The organism is Ectothiorhodosinus mongolicus, from assembly GCF_022406875.1.
Lineage (GTDB): Bacteria > Pseudomonadota > Gammaproteobacteria > Ectothiorhodospirales > Ectothiorhodospiraceae > Ectothiorhodospira > Ectothiorhodospira mongolica.
Map to the genome: position 1 here is coordinate 1,590,463 of NZ_CP023018.1, position 18,759 is coordinate 1,609,221.

Consider the following 18,759-nt stretch of genomic DNA (forward strand, 5'->3'; position numbering starts at 1 on the left):
CAGCTGTTGCGGTGTCCCTCTCCATTGAGGGGCACCGCGATAGCCCGGACTAAGGAACTGATGATGCCATTTTTGAATGACATGCTCGATCAAACCGCTCGGGAACGCGCTGATCGCGAGGCGCTCAGTCGTGAGAATGCGGCTTCTGAGGATGTGGTGCTGTCGCATCTAAACAGTGACCGCCGCTTGGAAAGTCGATTTCAGTTTGATCTAGAAAAAATCATGGCGCATCTGCGTTCGGAAATTCTCGGTCAGGAGGAGGCGCTCGCGGCTGTGGAAGACAGCCTCAAAGTAGTGCGGGCGGATATTACAGATCCCCGCAAACCCTTGTTTGTGTCTTTGTTTCTCGGGCCAACGGGTGTGGGAAAAACCGAAATCATTCGTTCTCTGGCGCGAGCACTGCATGGGGATGCCGATGCTTTTTGCCGGGTGGATATGAATACTTTGTCCCAAGAACACTACTCTGCAGCCATCACCGGGGCACCTCCCGGTTATGTGGGTGCCAAAGAGGGCAAGACGCTTTTTGATGTTGACAAGCTAGAAGGGGCGCGTGGCCGTCCGGGGATTGTTCTTTTTGACGAGCTAGAGAAGGCCTCAGCCGAGGTGATCCAAGCACTGCTCAATATTTTTGATAACGGGATGCTGACTGTGGCGTCGGGCGAGCGTTCCTACAGTTTCCGCAATACCCTGATTTTCATGACCAGCAATTTGGGCGCCAAGGACGTGCAGAGGTTTGAACGTCAAAAACAGGACACTTTTTGGAAATCACTATGGCACAAGCGCATGGACCGTAAAGATCTGGTGCGCATCATCAATGACCGCCTGGTTGAAACCTTCTCTCCAGAGTTTATTAATCGCATCGATAACATCACCATTTTTAACTGGATTTCGCGGGACTTAATGCGAGGTCTGATTGATATTGAAACCCAGCGTTTGAACAAGCGCCTGAGCAAATACCGTTGCCATGTTGAGCTGGCCGAGGAACTGATACAGCACATTGCGCAAGAGGGTTTCAATCAGCAATTCGGTGCGCGCAGTCTGCGCCGCGCCATGCGCCGTTATCTGGAGGTGCCGTTTGCGGAGTTTTTGCTCACCGAGCATACCCCATCGCATTCGGCGGAGACCGAGGCGATTACATACCGCGCGCATTGGAACGCGAATGCCGTTCGTTTTACTTCCATGAGTCAAAAAACCGCCGAATCGGAGCAGGGGTGAGTCATGTTTAAGCACATCATTGTACCGGTAGATGAATCCACGCGGTCGCTCAGCGCCGTACCCGTTGCGTCGCAATTGGCGGAGCAATTCTCAGTGGACACACAACTGCTCTCCGTCATTAGTCCGAAAGACAAACCTGAGGCCCGAGAAACCAAAATTAAAAGCAAGATGGCGGATTTAGGTCTAACGCCGGCTGCGGTTGAAGTAAAGCAATCCATGTCGGTCATCGACACCTTGCTGGCAGTGTTCTCGAGGCAGGACGAACCGCTGATGGTGATGTCCACTCATGCGCGCAATCCCATTCATGAGATAGCCGTGGGCAGTGTCGCCTCCGCCGTACTGCTGCAGAGTCGCCGACCGATGATGTTTGTCGGCCCGCGTTTTGCTGTCCATTGGCGGGGCCCCATCCGTCATCTGGTGGTGCCTTTCGATGGTTCGGAGTTCAGTGAGGCCAGCGTGTCGCTGGCAGCGGACTGGGCGCAGCAGGCTGACCTGCCCATGGTGTTGGTACAGGTGTTGGACCCCAGCCAAGCTGGCGCGGCTGGATCCGATGTACTTGAGTGGGGCTCTTTAAAACGCAAGGCCAATGAGTTGTGCGACCAGGGGCTGAAGGTCAGCTATGAAGTACTACATGGCAGTGATGTCGCTGGAGCCATCAGTCATTTTGTGGACACCGTAAAAAGCCCGTTGGTGGTGATGTCGACGCGTGGCGCTTCCGGTCTTGATCGTCTCAAGATAGGCAGTGTGGCCAAATCTCTTTTGGAGGAGGTTAGTGCACCAGTTTTATTAAAAGCACCGAACTAAAAAATAGCTGAGGCCAGGCGCCTCACGCCAAACTGAGAGCGGTAATTTTTTCTAAACAGCGCGAACAGGCGCCGTGCTGTTTATGGGAGTTTTGCGCCTAAATAGACCAAACCAGATCGTTCTGGAACTTGTCGATACTAAAGGAGCAAAGAGGATGAAATCTAAAAATACAGAGAGCAGGCCAATGCTCAAGTCACGCAGAAGCCGTTTATCCGCCGCCGTTATCGCCAGCATGAGTGCGTTGGCTATGACGAGTGCCGCCCATGCTGGTGCAACCATCAATATAGGCCCGAATCAGTCTTTCACTATTGGTGGTGGTCTGATGGCCACGTATCTGTCCGTTGAGAATGGGGCTGATAATGGCTCCCGTTCAAGTGAATTCAGCGTGGATTTGATGCGCCTATACACCACTGCTCAGATCGCAGAGGGAATTTTCTTTGATTTTAATTTGGAGCATGTTGATGCGGAAAAAGACACGCGTCTTCTGGATGCGGTCGCACGTTTTGAGTTCAATGATTGGGCCAATGTGCGCGTCGGTCGTACCGTGCTGCCCATGACGCGAGCAGGCATGTCCGGTCCGTTTTTTGTCGGTGCCATTGGTTTGAATCAGTATCCATTGACCGAACAATGGACGGGCAGACAGTCATTCCGTGACGATGGCGCCGTCCTCTGGGGCCAGGGGGCATTGGGAGAAGCTCATTTCAAATACCATCTGGGTGTATTTAATGGCGGTAGCACGCCTAGCGACAGCCCGCTGATGGCCAGCCGTCTGACCCTGAATTTCTGGGATGCGGAACCGGGCTATTTCCATGCCAACACCTATTATGGCGCAGCCAATATTCTTGCCATCGGCGTGGCCTTGCAGCGTCAAAGTGACGTGATCAAAAAAACCGATGACTCTCGCGGTAATTATCAGGCTTATGGCGTTGACTTCCTAATGGAGAGGGTGCTGGATGATGGCGCGGTCTTTACCATCGATGCAGCCTACAACGACTATGATTTGGACGGTGGGACATTTGACAGCAGTGGCAACAGATCCGCATCCGCTGCTGCAGGAAGCAACAGCGCCTACTACATACAGGGCAGTTACATGTTCCCGGCTAGCAATGCTTTAGGTCGTCTGCGTCCGTATCTCCGGTATGAGAATGTGAACCCGGATGCGGGGTCTGATACCGAAAAATGGTCATTGGGCTTGGAGTATGTGATCAATGGTCATAATGCCAAAGTCAGTGGCGTTTTAGGTCGCATTGATGAAAAAGACAGCAACGAAGCAAACAACTTCTTCATGCTGGGATTGCAGTTCCAAATCTAATGGGGCTTGCGTTAACCTGCGGGAAGAAACTCCCGCAGGTTCTCACCAAACCTGCCTTTGATTTTGAGAAGTGATGAGGATATTTCGCTGATGTCGGAGGCGGTCATGAATAACAATAATGATGGTGCAAAACGCCGTGACACGCGTTTGCTTGGGGTGCTGTTTTCTCAAACAGGTGTTTTGTCCATTATTGAGAAAACCCAGCAGCGGGCGGCGATGCTTGCCTTACATGAGATCAATGAAGCTGGCGGCATCTTGGGATCTCCCCTAAGGGCAATCAGTTATGATGCGGCCTCTAGGATCCCTCGTTATGGCGAATTGGCAGAAGAGCTAATGGTGCGTGATGGTGTGAAGATCATGATTGGGTGTTATGCGTCATCCGCGCGTAAAGAAGTCCTACCCATTGTTGAGCGGCACAATGGCATCCTTTTTTATCCCACGTTATATGAGGGTTTTGAATATTCCAGTAACGTAATTTATGGCGGCGCTACGCCGAATCAGAATAGCGTTCCTCTTGCCCAGTACATGACGCGCAATTATGGTTCGCGCTGCTATTTTGTCGGCTCTGATTATATTTATCCCCGAGAATCCAATCGCGTGATGCGTCATATTATCCGTGAACTCGGCGGTGAAGTGGTGGGGGAACGTTATTTGCCTTTGAAGGCTAAGTCAGAGCAATACAAACGCATCATCGAAGACATAAAAAAGACTCGGCCAGAGTTTATTTTTTCCACGGTGGTGGGGACGGGCACGGTGATTTTTTATCAGGCCTATCATGAGGCATTTGCTAGCGTATCCCGGGCGCCGATTTGCAGTCTAACAACGAGTGAAGCGGAAATTTATGGGATGGGTGCTGCGGCTGCGCGTGGTCATATCACGGCGGCGCCATATTTTCAAAACCTGCCGACAGAATCCAGTCAACGGTTTGTGGCCCGCTATCGGGCACTTTATGGGGATGATGCTTTTGTCACCAGCTGTGGCGAAGCAGCGTATTCTCAGGTGCATATGCTCTCACTGGCTATGGAGCAGGCGGCTAGCCATGATGTGGCAGACATACGTTCTGCGCTGTATGGGATCAGTTTCATGGCTCCACAGGGGCCAGTCAGAGTCGACCCCGAAAATAACCATACTTATCTGCACTCGCGAATTGCCAAGGTCGGAGATAACTGTGAATATGAGGTAGTTTCAGATCTTGAGGTTTCCATTAAGCCGGATCCCTATTTGGTTGTTCCAAATTTAAATGAATGGGGTGATGCTTGGGCAATGCGGGGTAGTCCTAAAAACACTGGTTCGTCAATGGACAATGATTGATTGTGAAAGGTAGTGTTCAGAAGCTAATTAGTGATATGCGCAACCTGCGGGTATTGGTGATCCATGCCTACGATGCGCACACGGAAGAGCTTGTTCGACACATTAGGCGCATTGGCTGCAATACGGAGGCAGTCTGGCCAGTTCCAGAAAAGCTACCCGATAACGTTGATATTCTGTTCTTGGGACTCGATGAAAAGCCCAATCCCGTTTTAACTAAGGCAATCAAGGCCTATCCGCGTGCGCGACCCAGTATTATTGGCGTCGTTGCCTATGAGAACCCCTCGGTTCTGCAGCAGCTGATTGAATTAAATGCCGATGCGGTTATCGCCCAACCTGCACGGCCTTATGGCGTACTGAGCTCAATGGTTCTAGCGAGACGCATTCGGCTAGATGCTCAGGCCAACGAATTGGCGCTCCTCAAGCTGCAGGAAAAAGTGCATCAGGAACAAACGTTGAACCGAGCCAAACTGATTTTGATGAAGCTCCATCAAATTGGAGAGGAAGAGGCATACAGCATCATGCGTGAGCAGGCCATGGTGAAGCGGGTACGCATCGTCGAAATTGCCGAAGCCATCATCAACGCCGACGGCATTCTCGGAAATATGGCGCCCAAAAAGAAGCTCTCTTAACAAGAACAAGTGGGGTACGACCCCAGCAAAACGGGGTCGTACCCCCGAAGATAAGCGCATTCCGCCGCGGGCAACCACCATCAAAAAACACCACGGGCCGGTTTTCAGTTTGTATTTCGTTCATGCGTCAATAACCAAGATTTGCGATCGATGCCTTCTACTCCACCATACCCGGATAGCGCGCCAGTGGCACCAATCACCCGGTGGCAGGGAACGACCAGCAGTAAGGGGTTAGCGCGACAGGCTTGACCAATCGCTCGGGCTGATCTTGGATGGCCAATGGCCTTGGCGAGTTCCCCATAGCTGCATGTGCTGCCCTTGGGAATACGGGTAAGCGCCTGCCAAACCTTGCGCTGAAAGTCGGTGCCGCCGTTGAAGCGGTAGGGTAGGTTGATATCTGCCCCGCACGCAAAGTAGGCATCGAGAGCGGCATCAACCAAAGCATCGCCAGGCAGCAGCGCATCGCCACTAACAAATTCCATGCGCACCAGCACGCGGTCCTCTAAGCGATAGCGAATCGTCCCCAGCGGTGAGCAAAAATCATGCGACGTCATGACTCACGGACTCGTGGGGTCGTACCCCATTTCTGGAAAAGGGGTCGTACCCCATTTGTGCACCAGTGCGAGGCGTGCTGCCCGATGTGCTGCATTTAAATAGTGCATTTATGTGAGTTTTGGGTTCGGGCAAAAAGGGCATAAATTCTTAACCCACTGAATAAACGAAGAAAAATTTTTCTGGCATGGAACCTGCTTAGAGAAAGATATCTTGTATACAAGACGACTTTCTACCGGACGCTCAGGCGTCATTGCTGATAGGTGAACCATGGCAACAGCTGAACGCATCATAGACACTGCGCCTGAATGGGTCCAAACCCCAAAAGGTTCTGGCGATCCGGCCGCGAAACACCGACCGCATATCACCATTCGTGGTCTTAAGAAGACTTTCAAAACGCGAACCCTTTATGAGAATTTTTCGCTGGATCTGCCGCGCGGCAAAATTACTACCGTATTTGGCCCCAACGGCTGCGGCAAGTCCACACTCATCAATATGGTATCGGGCTTGCTGCCCTTTGATCAGGGTGAAGTCTTATTTGACGGCAAAGCGTTGAAAGACATCACTTTTGGTTATGTGTTTCAGAATTACCGCGAGGCCTTGTTTCCGTGGATGCGCGCCCGAGACAACATCGCCTACCCCCTGCGTATACGAGGCATGAGTAAGGCCGAGTGTGATGCTCGGGTGGATGAGCTCGCCGCCTCATTTGAGATTGGTTTTGATCTAAATCTCAAGCCCTTCAATCTCTCGGGCGGTCAGCAGCAATTGGTGTCCATCATGCGGGCGCTAGCACCAGAGCCCGAGGTGCTATTTTTGGACGAGCCCTTTTCCGCACTCGATTATGAGATGACCTTGTTCATCCGCGATCGCCTGCAGGCCATCTTCATGGAAACCGGCATCACCATGATCGTCGTTTCCCATGATCTCGAGGAGGCGGTTTTTCTGGCTGACGAAGTTCTGCTGCTCTCCAAACCGCCTACTCAGGTGGCCGAGATCATCGAGGTGAATTCACCGCGGCCGCGAAATGATCAGACCCTCTCCTCGGATGAGTTCGTAGCCACCAAAGCCCACTGTCTCCAAGTCTTTCAACGCGAGGTGCGTCGATGAGCGATGTAAAAACACCGGTGACGCGCCAGGCGTGGACTTTCCCAGTCAGCCTCGCGCGCAACGCGCAACATTGGGCTCAAGCCCTAAACCAATATTCCGATGCGGCACGCGTCTATGTCCTGGGGCCAATCTTGCTGCTGATGATCTGGGGTTTTGCAGCGCATGCGGAACTGGTGAGCCCGAGACTGCTGCCCGGCCCCTTAGAGACGTTGGGACAGTTTTGGAACAGCATGATTTACGGGGATCTTTTGCAAGATTTCTGGAACACCTTAAGACGCACTCTGTATGCGTTTGCGATTGCCGCGATCGTCGGCATCCCCTTGGGCGTCATGCTGGGCTCATCGCGAAAACTGTATGGCTCGGTGGAGTTTTTGGTGGATTTCTTCCGATCCACACCGGCGACTGCGATGTTTCCTTTGTTCCTGTTGCTGTTTGGTATTGGTGAAGAATCACAGGTGGCGGTGGCAGCCTTTGCGGCGTTGCTCATCGTCATCTTTAGCGCGGCCTATGGCGTAATCAATGCCACCAAGACTCGAGTGCTTGCCGCTCGGGTGATGGGCGCAGGCCGCTGGCGGGTATTTAAAGACGTGATGATTTACGAGTCTTTGCCACAAACCTTTGTCGGTCTGCGGACCGCCATCTCGTTGGCCTTAGTGGTGATTATCGTCGCGGAGATGTTCATCGGGTCTAGCGATGGTCTGGGTCGTCGGATTATCGATGCCCAGCAAGTCTATGACCTACGCGAAATGTACGCCTCCATCATCGCCACCGGCGTGATGGGGTACTCCCTAAATCTTCTTTTCATCGCTGTAGAGCGACGTGTTGTTCGCTGGATTAACTGATTTCCCAACCCGAATCTGAACGAGGAAAACATCATGAAATTCGCCTTCCTGAAAAAGACATTCGCCGCCTCGGCGCTCGCCGCTCTGATGGCATTACCCGTGCAGGTCAATGCCCAACAGCTGGAGAGAGTCACAGCCTCATGGTTGCCGATTATGCAAACCATGGCCTTTTACGTGGCACTCGAAGAGGGGCTATTCGAGAAAGCCGGCATCGATATCAACCCGGTACGTTTCCAAAACCCCAACCAAATCATCGACTCACTGGTTTCTGGTCAAGCAGACTTTGGCCCTCCGGGCGCTGCTGCTGGTATCACCGTATTGGCCGAATCACGCTTTCCCGGCACCTTCAAAGTATTTGGTCTGCAGGGCGGCTCCATCAAATACGGCTTTGATAATGATGCTTTGATCGTTGGCACCAACTCCGAGATCCAGAACTTCGCCGATCTGCGCGGTAAGTCGATTGGCACAATCCCCGGAGTACAGTGGCGCACCATCACCAGCCACATTCTTCGCCAAAACGGCCTAGAGCCAGGACGTGATGTGCGCTTATCGGAAATCGCGGTGCCTCAGCAGTTCGCTGCGGTGGCCAGTGGCGCGGTGGATGCAACGCTTTCGCTTGAGCCGGTCGGGTCCATCACCGATAACAGCGATGACGTGCGTAAGGCGATGAACAACCCCGTTGCTCAGTTTATCTCCGATCCGTTCTACTCCGGAGCGGCGATTTTAACCACGGACTTCATCAGAAATCGTCCTGAGGTGGCCCGCAGAGTGGTTGAGGTGTTGGATGAGGCCACGCGCCTAGCGAACGAGAACTTCGATCATTATCGGCCGATCATTGCCAAGTACACGGCGGTTCGTCCGGAACAGGCAGAGTTCGTTGCACAGCCCTACCTGCGCGCATGGTCCGAGCTCAATGACGAGGATCTGAATTCCTATCAGGCATTCGTGGATGTGTTTCATTCCGAGGGCGTTTTGTCCGAGCGCATGGATATTCGCAACCTCATTCTGACGCCCGAAGATTTCCAATAAGTCGTTTGTTACCGACCCAGAGGTATTGATCATGATCCCATCGCAACCCTCATTTCGCGCCGCTGTGGTGCAAACGCTTGCCAGCTTGGGTGATGTACAAGAAAACATCCGCCTGCTGGAGCATTACACCCTTGAAGCCAAGCGCCAAGGCGCCAAGCTCATCGTCTTCCCAGAGTGCATGAACAGCGGTTATCTGTTTGACGATATCGCCCATGCAAGGCAGATCGCTGAGCCTTTGGATGGCCCATTTGCCACTGCCATGCAACGGCTTTGTCGTGAGCATGATCTCTACATCGCCAGCGGATTCACCGAGCTGGGTGAGAATGCCAAGATCTATAACTCGGGTCTTTTCTATGGGCCCGATGGCCAGCTGCTGTTGCATTACCAAAAACAATTTCTCGCCACCCACGATCAGAACTGGTTTGATTGCGGCATCAAGGGCAATCCAGTGGTTGAGACTCCTTTGGGGAATATTGGGCTGCTTATCTGCTTTGACGGACGTATTCCGGAGATCGCTCGCAGCATCGCCTTACAAGGAGCGGATGTGGTGTTGGATATGGCAAATTTCTTCGCCATGGATCAGGCCGATCTTTGGGTGCCGGCGCGCGCCATGGAAAATGGTATCTGGATTGTCGCTGCCACCAAGGCGGGGGTGGAGCGCAGTATCCACTACCCAGGCGGCAGCATGATCGTGGCCCCCGATGGGGATGTGAAAGCCTATGTGCCCAAGGAGACCCATGGTGTGGTGTCGTGGACGATTGATGTGGCTGCCGCCAGAGACAAGCGATGGCTGGCTGGCGGTGATCGGTTTGCAGACCGCGCCCCTGAGACCTATGGCTGTTTGACCAAGGCGTTTGAGAACACGCCCTTGGCGGCCATTCTTGAGCAGCCACTGATTCCCGAGAAGGCCACGACTAAGCTGGCCGTGGTGCAAGATCATGCCGTGGTGTCAGAGGGCGTTGAATCAGCTCTTGATATGGTGGAACACGCAGCGCGCTTGGGCGCTAAATTGATCGTCACCCCGGCATTTTTTGCCTGCCCTAGCTGGCTTCCTGATGCGCAACAGGCGCGGGATCTGGCCAGTCAGCAGAGCATGCTGCTGCATCAGGCGGCCGGCATTGCACAACGCTGGCAAACGCATATCGTGCTGGATACGGTTGAAGAGCAGGACGGTGCGCTTTACCACACCGCCTTATTGGTGGGCCCCAGCGGCCAGGTTCTCAGCCGTTATCGCCAAGTCCATGTTGAACCCGAGATTCGTGACTGGTGCACGCCGGGTCAAAGCTGGACGGTGACAGAGACTCAGGTGGGCCGCGTTGGCATGATGCTGGGCTACGACGGACGATTCCCCGAGTCCAGCCGTGAGCTGGCATTGCTGGGCGCCGATATCATCGCTTGGCCCACTGCTTTGCGAGAAAAGCGTGAGCGTGATCTGCTCGCGGTGCCTAAGGCCGAAGACAACCGCATCTATTTGGCGATGGCCAATCGTACGGATGCGCCCTTTGCCGGTGGGTCGCTGGTTGTGCCGCCCAACGGTTTTCCACTTTGGGAGCTGGATCAGGTGTCGCCAGTGGTGACGCGTAAAGGCGCGGTGATACCGACGTTCGCCAATCTCGCGCTTAGCCGCCAAAAGTTTATGATTCCTCGCGTCAATATGTTGCGCAACCGCTTGGTAGAGACCTATGAGAGTCTCAGAAGCCAAGCAGCAGCTTAGAAGGGGTCTGCTATGAAGGCTTTTACTCCCGTATCCGAGCGGATTTATAACGCGATTAAGGCGGAGCTTTATCTGCAGCTTAGACCGCTAGAAAAGGTGACCGAGGCCAATCTGAGTGAGCGCTTTGGGGTGAGTCGTATTCCGGTGCGCGAAGCTCTGCAAAGACTGGTTCGCGAGGGCTTTTTGATGGCGCATTTTCGCAGTGGCTACAGCATCGCTATCGCGAGTCAGAGAGAAGTGGATGAGCTCAATGTGCTCCGGGCCCTGTTTGAAGAGCAGGGGGTTTTGGCAGCTACTCGCGGTTCGAAGCCACCTAAGAGTCTGGATGCTTTATGGGAGTTCTGGCGCGACGATAAGAATGGCGACGGTCTCGATCCCATCGGACTCAGCGAAAAAAACCGGGACTTTCACTCGGCAATCGTCGCTCAGACGGGGAATCGCGAAATGGTGCGCCAGCATGGCTTGGTTTTTGATCGGATTGAGGTCGTGCAGCGCTTGGATTTTACCGAGGTGGATCGCGTAGCCATTACCTTTGCTGAGCACCGCCGCATTCTCGAGCACCTGATGCGCGGAGATGGCGCTACGGCATGGGCCGCGCTCAAGCTACACCTTCAAGAGAGTAATGAGCATGTGCGTCAGCTGGCTGAAGTGCTGGCTGCGGAGGCGCAAGCCAATGATGCAATAGCCAGCGTCGCGGGGGGTGATATCCGTGCCATCGGTCCATTAAGGGGGAACCATGAATGAGCCGAGGACCAAGCCGATATCGATATCGCAGCTGCGGGAGGGTTATCGATCAGGGCGTATCACTCCGCGCCAATTTATTTTGTCGTGCGTTGCCCGCATCCGCGAAACCCAAGGCAACCCTATCTGGATTCGCATCTTAAGCGATGAGGAGTTGATTCCCTATTTGGATCAACTGGAATCACGGGGTCAGGAGGATTTGCCGCTCTATGGCATTCCTTTTGCGATTAAGGACAATATTGATCTGGCGGGCATTCCCACGACAGTGGCCTGCCCAGAGTTTGCCTACACACCAACCGAGTCGGCCTTCGTGGTCGAACAGTTGATTGCTGCCGGGGCCATCCCCATGGGGAAAACCAATTTGGATCAGTTTGCCACCGGTCTGGTGGGCACCCGATCACCTTTTGGCGCCTGCGCAAATCCTTTTAATGCTGAGTTTATCGCTGGCGGGTCGAGTTCGGGTTCAGCGGTCGCGGTGGCATTTGGGATGGTGAGCTTTGCGCTGGGCACGGATACAGCGGGATCGGGCCGTGTGCCTGCTGCATTGAATAACATCATTGGTTACAAACCCACTCGAGGTCTATTGAGCAATCGTGGGGTAGTTCCTGCCTGTCGTTCTTTGGACACGATCTCGATTTTCGCGCTCAATATCGATGATGCACGCTTGGTTCATCAATGCGCCGCGCAATGGGACTCACAAGACAGTTATTCTCGATTACCCGCGCACCGAACCCCTTGGGAGCCGCCACTGGGGGATCGATTTACGTTTGGGGTGCCCCCACGACATCAGTGGCAGTTTTTCGATGACAATGGTTGCGATGCCTTGTTTGAACAGAGTATCGCGGCTTTAGAATCTCTGGGTGGCGAAGCGGTCGAGTTGGATTTGTCGCCTTTTTTTGCCGCGGCCAAACTGCTTTATGACGGACCTTGGATTGCAGAGCGCTATTTGGCTATTCAGTCTTTTATTGAGTCCCGTCCCGAGGCGTTACTTCCGGTCACCCGAGATATCATCAACCAAGGTAAACACTATTCCGCCTTGGATGTATTCCATGCGCAGTATGAGTTGGAGGATTTACGCCGCCACAGCGCTTCTGTTTTTACTGAGTTGGATTTTGTGTTAACGCCAACCATTGGCGGTGCAGTGCGCCTTAGTGAGGTTTACGAAAATCCCATCCAGCAGAATGATCGCCTGGGTCAATACAATAATTTCGCGAATTTGCTGGATCTTTGTGCAGTGACTGTGCCCGTTGGATTCAACAGCCATGGCCTGTCTTTTGGCGTCAATCTTTTCTCATCTGCGCTTCGCGACGGTCAGGTGCTGCAGGTGGCTGATGGCTTGCATCGTCTTTTGGCTAAGCGCTTTGGTGTGGGTTATGAAGCCTGCTGGGAGGCTCCGCAAGCGCGTGTTGATTCGAGTGCTTGGGTGAGGGTGATCGTGTGCGGGGCCCACATGAGTGGTCTACCTTTGAATGCTCAGCTCACTGAGCGTGGGGGACGTTTGGAGCGAAAAACAAAAACCGCCGCCCAATACAAACTCTATGTCATTAAGGGGCGCGATCTTGATCGCCCTGGACTATTGCAGGTAGCTGAAGGTGGTTGTTCCATTTCTGTTGAGGTTTGGAATCTACCGATCAGTTGCTTTGGATCATTTGTAGCGCAGATCAAAAAGCCGCTGGGCATCGGTTCTGTGGCCTTAGACGATGGTAGCGTTTACCCAGGTTTCCTTTGTGAATCCTATGCCACTGAAGGTTCTCAGGAAATCAGTCATCTTGGTGGTTGGCGTGAATACCTTTCGTTTACCAATGATGCGAAGGGCTGTTTGCTCGATTAGCGATTCCCTTTGCATTTGCATGGTCATCATCATGGTTAGGGAAATCCGTGATCTTGAGGGGAGGTATGTATGTCTAAATCTATTACGAGTCTCAGTGCAAAAGAGCTATTTGAACTGGCTAGGCGGCGCGAGGGCGAGGAGCGGGAAAGAAAGCAGATTGAGAATAGACGGACTATTCAGAGTTTAAGGATGCAACGTAAAGCCCTAGTCAAACAAAATACCAAGGCGCTCAAACAGCTACAAAAACAGCAGGACTTGGCGCTGCGTGAGATTGATCAGCAAATGGCTGCGCTATCTCGTTCGGCGCGCAGCATCGGCAGTATTTCAGGCGGCCGAGACGAGCCATCTACCCAAAAAGTTATGGACTATCTCAGTACGGTTCCAGAGGCCAGCTCAAAGGAGCTCAAGGCAGCGCTAGAGGAACGCGCCGCGAGCGTTCCACACCTCGCGCAGACCCTCGCTTACCTCGTGCGCCAAGGTCGCGTCGAAAGAGTACGCCGCGGCATCTATCGCCGCACCCCCTAAAAATGGGGACGGATTTATTTTTTTAGTGAAAAAATAAATCCGTCCCCATTTTTGTCCCATTTTTGGTATGGATCAGGTATTTGCGGTATTCTGCAACCTACTTTTAGTGAGGCTGCCATGAAATTCCTACTGTTTGCATTCGTTGCTTTGAGTCTTGCGCTGAATACTGGGTGCAGTGAAGAACCGACCGTTAACGAGGTCGTCCGAGTGGCGGTTGCCCCAGCCTCGCCTCCCAACCTCTATATTGACGCCGGGCAAATCACCGGACTGGACTTGGACATCTTCCAAGCCTATTGCGCCTCCCGTGGCTGCAAGCTAGAGATCACCACCTACTCATGGCAGGGCATGCTGGATTCGGTGGTCAATGGCCAGGCGGATGTGGCGTTTTCAGGTATCTCGATCACTGAAGCGCGCTCACAAATTATGGAATTCTCGGTGCCTTATATGGAGAACACCTGGAATCTGGTGAGCATGATTGAGCGCGGCATCGACTTTAGGGACAACCTTGAGGAGATGAAGCAATACAGCCTGGGTTATCCGCGGGGTATGGCTTACACCGATTTTATCGCTAGTGAGTTGGAGCCTGCCGGCATCTACGCGCTCAGCCAAGTGCGCAAGTACCCAAATTACAACCTCGTATTGGCTGATCTGCAAAATGGCAATCTGGATCTGGCGTTTCTTGATGGCACGGTGGCGTTTGTCTCCGCTAAGACTCTGCCGATTCAAGACAGCTATGTATTCAGCGGGTTTGATCACTTCGGCTTTGCCTTCCCCAAAGGTTCCACCCTGCGTGCCGACTTCGACGACTTTCTCACCAACACCTTGGGTGAGGCAGGCTTGCAGGAAATCATCAGCAGCTGGATGAACTAAGAAAAGGGGTACGACCCCAAATGGGGTCATATCCCTATGCACTAAAGATTGCTTGACCCTTTAGGGGTTTAGCTATAGATTCCGGCGATGTCAGAAGTTCAAGAAGCCCGAGCGCAGGGCATGTCTTTAGGGTTCTCGTGTGCCTCATCTCGCTGGGCGGCGATGGTTATTTCCGCTACTCTGATGCTTTTCGGCGGGTTGATATATATCACCTACCGCGACCACAGCCTGCTGATGTTCCGCTGGTTTGACGTGCTCGGTGTTGACGCTTGGGTTGCCGGTCTCGGAGACCAGATTCTGAATCTTTATTCCCCGCCAAATGCTTGGTTCGTCTATTCCCTGCCTAATCTTCTTTGGCTGATCTCCGGCGTACTGCTGTTTGAGGCGATTTGGGGACGCATCGCATCACGACAGAAAGTCATTTGGGTGAGCGCCTTTTGCATGGTGGCGATCGGCGCGGAGTTATTGCAGTGGGTGAACATCGTTCCTGGAACATTCGATGTGCATGATTTATGGCCAATGGTGCTGGTGTACTTGGCTTATTTGGCGGTAGTGAAATGGGGGCAAAAGCTTTGAAACGTATTAACAATTATGGCGGCAATCGCATCAAACATCTCTTGTCAGTTGCTGCGTTGGTAGTGTTATTGGTATTCGCGGCGGGTAGCTCAGATGAAGAGACCACGGGCAACTCCAATCTCTATTCGGGACAAACCTATAATGCTGCAGAAAACCCAAGAACGTGGACCAATCCAATTCAAGGCGGCCAGAACTTTTTCAATATTAACGCTCGGGACTCCGGCGAGTCACGCCTGACTTTGTATATATCGAGTCGGAACTGTGACAACGTCACGGCCGTTTGGGGATTTGCCGTCAGGACGGTAGAAGAGGTGTACAACATTAATGGGCAAAACGTTCGAGTCAAGCCCTCAACCGTTAAGTTGCTCGACTTGTACTTCCTCGAGGCAGTGACCAGCGAGGGTAATCGCTACGTGCTGGATACCATGATGAATAATCCGCGCGTCGTGATCACCGATGAATCCGGACGCTCTTCCACCATCGATACTGCTGGCATCAATGAAGCACATCGCTCCATTGTCTTGTTCTGCCGTAATGCGGCTGAGCGCAAGGCGGGCGCGTTGTAATTTAAGAGATGGGGTACGACCCCATTCGTTTTATGAGGGTACATATGATGAGTCAGGCTGTGAATGTTGTGCGACAGGCCAAGCGCCTGGGGTGGGTGGTGATGGTCTCTCTGGCATTGGCAGCCTCGATGCTTATGCCCGTCAGTGCCAATACGGATGAGGTGGGAGAGGGTTTGTTCGTGGTTGAGCCGGCCCGCGTACCTTTTCATGAGAAGCGCTCAGCATCGTCGTTAACTCAGTTCAGGCATTGCGAAGGACTAGTCAATGCCTCGCTGATTACCTCGTTTCACCAGCTCTTGAGTAGCCTTTCAACCAATTTGGGCATCCAGCCGCCGATGCAAGCACCCTGTCATTACACCACCGGGTATCTTGAGATTTTTGGTTCGCGCGTGGATACCTACGGGTGGCGCTATTACATCAACCAACAATCGATGAATGACTGCGTTTACCGCGATCACTGCACGGATTTTCGCAGTGTGAATGTGATGGTTAAGGGTGGTGAGTTGAAATTCCAGATGATGGTGACGAATCTCGATCGCAGACTCACGGAGTATATGTGTATCGATACCCGGGGTAATCTGACTCAGGGGCATTGCGAGTAGACCGAAGGGGTACGACCCCAATTGGGGTCGTACCCCATTTTTTTTTGCTAATCTCCGTTGCATGATCGACAAAGAGACGCGGTTGGGGGTTGAAGGGCGCCCGCCCAAGCTGATGCTGCTGGTCAACGGCATGCAGCATGCCGTGCTGATTTTGGGCATTGGCTTGGCTATGCCGATTTTGGTGTTGTCACATTCTGGATTATCGGAGCAGCAAGCGGGACATCTGCTGAGCTTGTCCATGATCGCCGTGGCGCTTTCGACGCTGCTGTTGATTCAGGCCAGAACCATCATAGGTTCGGGCTATCTCATTCCCGCGGTTTACACCGCCGCTTATTTGCCGCCATGTATCGCAGCAATGCAGCACGGTGGGCCGGCATTGGTGATGGGCATGCTGATGTTTGGCGGTGTGCTGCAGATGGCGATCGCGCCTTTGATTTTTCGTCTGCGTGCCTATTTGCCCACCGAGATTGGCGGCTTAGCGGTGGTCATGATTGGCGTGACCTTGGGTAGCTTGGGGATTCATATGCTGCTAGAGACTCAAGCGCCCGTGGGGCTTGAGGCGCCGCCGGGGTATTTATTGTTGCTCGGCTTGGTCACCTTATTTTTGATGATGGGGTTAAGTGTTTGGGGTAAAGGAAGCTGGCGCTATTACTGCTCACTCTGGGGGATATTGCTGGGTGTGGTTACGGCAATGTCCTTGGGACTCATCGACTGGCGTGAGGAAATGGGTCACATTGTCACCCAAGGATTTGCTTTCCCGCAGCCACTGTTGCACTGGCCGCAGTTTAGCTGGCATTTGGCCCCAGCCTTCGCGGTGGGGGCTTTAATTTGTGTGATGCGCGGTATGGGCGACATGATCGCCGCGCAGAAAGTGGAAAAGCCGCAGTGGGTACGCCCAGATTATGCGCGCATCCGCGGCGGGTTATTGGCTGACGGGATGGGTAATTTTTTGGCCGGCTTGCTGGGCAGTCCCTCCGGCCTGAATACATCCTCGGGGAACGTGGGCCTCGCTGCAGCAACGGGTATTACCGCGCGCCGCATGGGTTATGGCATCGCCGCTTTCTTGGTGCTGATTGCCCTATTGCCGGGAGTTGCGCAGTTTTTTCTGCATACGCCGCGGCCGATTTTTGGTGCCGTCCTGTTGTTTTCCTCGGCGCTGATTATCTTTAATGGCATGCGGGTGATTTTTTCCCGGCTTTTGGATGCGCGGCGCATGCTGACTTTGGGCGTTCCGCTGGTGGTCGGGCTGAACTTTGATTGGTTGCAGCTACATGCCAATCCAGTGATCGAGCCCGTCACCCGCATCTTTAATTCGGGTGTGATGCTCGCGTTGGTGCTGGCTTTGTTGCTGAATTTCTTGTTTCGCATCGGCATTACCCAGCGCATGGAATGGCAAACCAGCCCTCAGCTACTGAAATGGCAGGACACCCAGGCGCGCCTAAAAACTCAGGGAGGGCAGTGGGGTTTGCGGGTGGATGTCATGGAGCGCGCATTAAAGGCCATTCATGAGGTGGTCGAGGCATTGGCGCAAAACTCTGGCCCTCAAGTGCCCGTGACCATCGAGGTGGCTTTTGATCAGGTGGAGCTGCGTGTGCGCGTGCATTATCAAGGTCAGCCTTTGCCTATGGTGGCCAATGTCGAAATGGATGCCGAGGAACTGATGACCCTAGATGAGCGTCAAACTGAGGAGCGGCTGCGTGCTGCCATGCTCTTAAGGCTGGCGGACCGGGTGCAGCAATCCACCTTCGATGGGGGCAGGCAATGCCTGGAATTGCTTTTCGATCACTGACTTTGGGGGCCCTGGCGCTGACCTTAGTGCCGTTGGTGCTCGTCCAGGCGGGTTGCACGGCGTGGCGTTTGGGCGAAGCAGCGCAATTGTCACGCAGCAGTGTGGCGCTGCAACACCACCCAGAGAATCCTACTTTGCGCCTATTGTTGGTGGGCGATAGCACGGGAGTGGGGACCGGTGCGGACAGCCCGCAGGGCAGTGTGGCGGGTTATCTGGCTGCCGATTATCCCTTGTTGCATATCGATAACCGGGCGCGCGATGGTGCGCGCTTTGCGCAGGTGGTGCAGCAGCTGGCAGCTCAAGAGTCTGCCGGGCAGCGCTATGATTTAGTGCTGATCATGGCCGGCGGCAATGATGTCATTCGTGGCACGCGCGCGGAGTTGTTGACGCGCCAGATCGATACGACCTTGGCTATCGCCGGACGCCTGGCTGCTGAGGTGGTGGTCTTGCCGCCTGGGAATGTCGGCAATGCACCCTTTTTCTTTGCGCCGCTGCGCGGGGTGATGACTCGACGCTCGGAGAATTTCCATGTCTTAATGGAGACCCTAACCGAGCAACATAGCGTCGGCTATGTGCGGCTATTTTTATCTCGCGAGGAAGATCCCTTCGTGACGGATGTGGACCTGAACGCCGCCGATGGCCTGCATCCCAGCGCCGCTGGATATGCCCTCTGGTATCAAGAGCTGCTTGATCAAACCCAGTGGCGCGAGCGTCTAAGCCCTGCCGCTTTGTAAGACTCTTCTG

The 18,759-nt window shown here is 53.6% G+C and carries 19 protein-coding genes; 18 read left to right on the top strand and 1 reads right to left on the bottom strand.

Features of this window, described 5'->3' with window-relative positions; translation table 11 throughout:
- The first annotated feature begins 60 nt into the window (after nt 1-60).
- The 5 genes from CKX93_RS07765 to CKX93_RS07785 all read left to right on the top strand — a co-directional run bounded on the left by CKX93_RS07765 (nt 61) and on the right by CKX93_RS07785 (nt 5,271).
- A complete protein-coding gene (locus tag CKX93_RS07765; protein WP_234982848.1) occupies nt 61-1,215 on the top strand; it encodes an AAA family ATPase in 1,155 nt (384 codons plus the stop codon).
- Nucleotides 1,216-1,218: 3 nt separating this feature from the next.
- Nucleotides 1,219-2,019 (top strand): universal stress protein, encoded by an 801-nt coding sequence (locus tag CKX93_RS07770; protein WP_076756139.1) that lies wholly within the window; start codon nt 1,219-1,221, stop codon nt 2,017-2,019.
- 82 nt (nt 2,020-2,101) lie between these two features.
- Complete coding sequence (locus tag CKX93_RS07775; protein ID WP_143339967.1) at nt 2,102-3,331, top strand: hypothetical protein; 1,230 nt, start codon at nt 2,102-2,104, stop codon at nt 3,329-3,331.
- Between the two features lie 90 nt (nt 3,332-3,421).
- The gene (locus tag CKX93_RS07780; protein ID WP_234982849.1) at nt 3,422-4,642 is read left to right on the top strand and encodes a transporter substrate-binding domain-containing protein; all 1,221 of its coding nucleotides are present in this window, start codon (nt 3,422-3,424) and stop codon (nt 4,640-4,642) included.
- A gap of 2 nt (nt 4,643-4,644) precedes the next feature.
- Nucleotides 4,645-5,271: an ANTAR domain-containing response regulator gene (locus CKX93_RS07785; RefSeq protein WP_234982850.1), complete on the top strand. Its 627-nt coding sequence runs from the start codon at nt 4,645-4,647 to the stop codon at nt 5,269-5,271.
- Nucleotides 5,272-5,375: 104 nt separating this feature from the next.
- Here the strand turns inward: CKX93_RS07785 and CKX93_RS09545 are convergent, their stop codons facing one another.
- Nucleotides 5,376-5,825: a methylated-DNA--[protein]-cysteine S-methyltransferase gene (locus CKX93_RS09545; protein WP_076756141.1), complete on the bottom strand. Its 450-nt coding sequence runs from the start codon at nt 5,823-5,825 to the stop codon at nt 5,376-5,378.
- 268 nt (nt 5,826-6,093) lie between these two features.
- Here CKX93_RS09545 and CKX93_RS07795 point away from each other — a divergent pair, with 268 nt between their 5' ends.
- The 13 genes from CKX93_RS07795 (at nt 6,094) to CKX93_RS07855 (ending at nt 18,749) form a co-directional block, all read left to right on the top strand.
- Nucleotides 6,094-6,930: an ABC transporter ATP-binding protein gene (locus CKX93_RS07795; RefSeq protein ID WP_076756142.1), complete on the top strand. Its 837-nt coding sequence runs from the start codon at nt 6,094-6,096 to the stop codon at nt 6,928-6,930.
- Nucleotides 6,927-7,772, top strand: a complete 846-nt coding sequence (locus CKX93_RS07800) for an ABC transporter permease (RefSeq protein ID WP_084178713.1) — start codon at nt 6,927-6,929, stop codon at nt 7,770-7,772. Before CKX93_RS07795 ends, CKX93_RS07800 begins: the two co-directional genes overlap by 4 nt.
- Before the next feature lie 33 nt (nt 7,773-7,805).
- Nucleotides 7,806-8,801, top strand: coding sequence for an ABC transporter substrate-binding protein (locus tag CKX93_RS07805; protein ID WP_200799837.1), 996 nt, complete (start codon nt 7,806-7,808; stop codon nt 8,799-8,801).
- Nucleotides 8,802-8,832: 31 nt separating this feature from the next.
- Entirely contained in the window at nt 8,833-10,515 is a 1,683-nt protein-coding gene (locus CKX93_RS07810; RefSeq protein ID WP_076756143.1) for a carbon-nitrogen hydrolase family protein, read from the top strand.
- 12 nt (nt 10,516-10,527) lie between these two features.
- The gene (locus CKX93_RS07815) at nt 10,528-11,259 is read left to right on the top strand and encodes a GntR family transcriptional regulator (protein ID WP_076756144.1); all 732 of its coding nucleotides are present in this window, start codon (nt 10,528-10,530) and stop codon (nt 11,257-11,259) included.
- Nucleotides 11,252-13,087 carry an allophanate hydrolase gene (atzF, locus tag CKX93_RS07820; protein ID WP_076756145.1) on the top strand — a complete coding sequence of 612 codons (1,836 nt, stop codon included), beginning with the start codon at nt 11,252-11,254 and terminating at the stop codon, nt 13,085-13,087. Before CKX93_RS07815 ends, atzF begins: the two co-directional genes overlap by 8 nt.
- Nucleotides 13,088-13,276: 189 nt before the next feature.
- A complete protein-coding gene (locus CKX93_RS07825; RefSeq protein ID WP_084178714.1) occupies nt 13,277-13,612 on the top strand; it encodes a type IV toxin-antitoxin system AbiEi family antitoxin domain-containing protein in 336 nt (111 codons plus the stop codon).
- A gap of 117 nt (nt 13,613-13,729) precedes the next feature.
- On the top strand, nt 13,730-14,482 hold the full coding sequence (locus CKX93_RS07830) for a transporter substrate-binding domain-containing protein (protein ID WP_076756147.1): 753 nt from the start codon (nt 13,730-13,732) through the stop codon (nt 14,480-14,482).
- 87 nt (nt 14,483-14,569) lie between these two features.
- A complete protein-coding gene (locus tag CKX93_RS07835) occupies nt 14,570-15,058 on the top strand; it encodes a hypothetical protein (RefSeq protein ID WP_076756148.1) in 489 nt (162 codons plus the stop codon).
- The gene (locus CKX93_RS07840; protein WP_143339968.1) at nt 15,055-15,624 is read left to right on the top strand and encodes a hypothetical protein; all 570 of its coding nucleotides are present in this window, start codon (nt 15,055-15,057) and stop codon (nt 15,622-15,624) included. Before CKX93_RS07835 ends, CKX93_RS07840 begins: the two co-directional genes overlap by 4 nt.
- Nucleotides 15,625-15,668: 44 nt before the next feature.
- The gene (locus CKX93_RS07845; protein ID WP_076756150.1) at nt 15,669-16,226 is read left to right on the top strand and encodes a hypothetical protein; all 558 of its coding nucleotides are present in this window, start codon (nt 15,669-15,671) and stop codon (nt 16,224-16,226) included.
- 61 nt (nt 16,227-16,287) lie between these two features.
- Nucleotides 16,288-18,015: a uracil-xanthine permease family protein gene (locus CKX93_RS07850; protein WP_076756151.1), complete on the top strand. Its 1,728-nt coding sequence runs from the start codon at nt 16,288-16,290 to the stop codon at nt 18,013-18,015.
- Nucleotides 17,988-18,749 (top strand): GDSL-type esterase/lipase family protein, encoded by a 762-nt coding sequence (locus CKX93_RS07855; RefSeq protein WP_084178715.1) that lies wholly within the window; start codon nt 17,988-17,990, stop codon nt 18,747-18,749. Before CKX93_RS07850 ends, CKX93_RS07855 begins: the two co-directional genes overlap by 28 nt.
- The last annotated feature ends 10 nt before the right edge of the window (nt 18,750-18,759 follow it).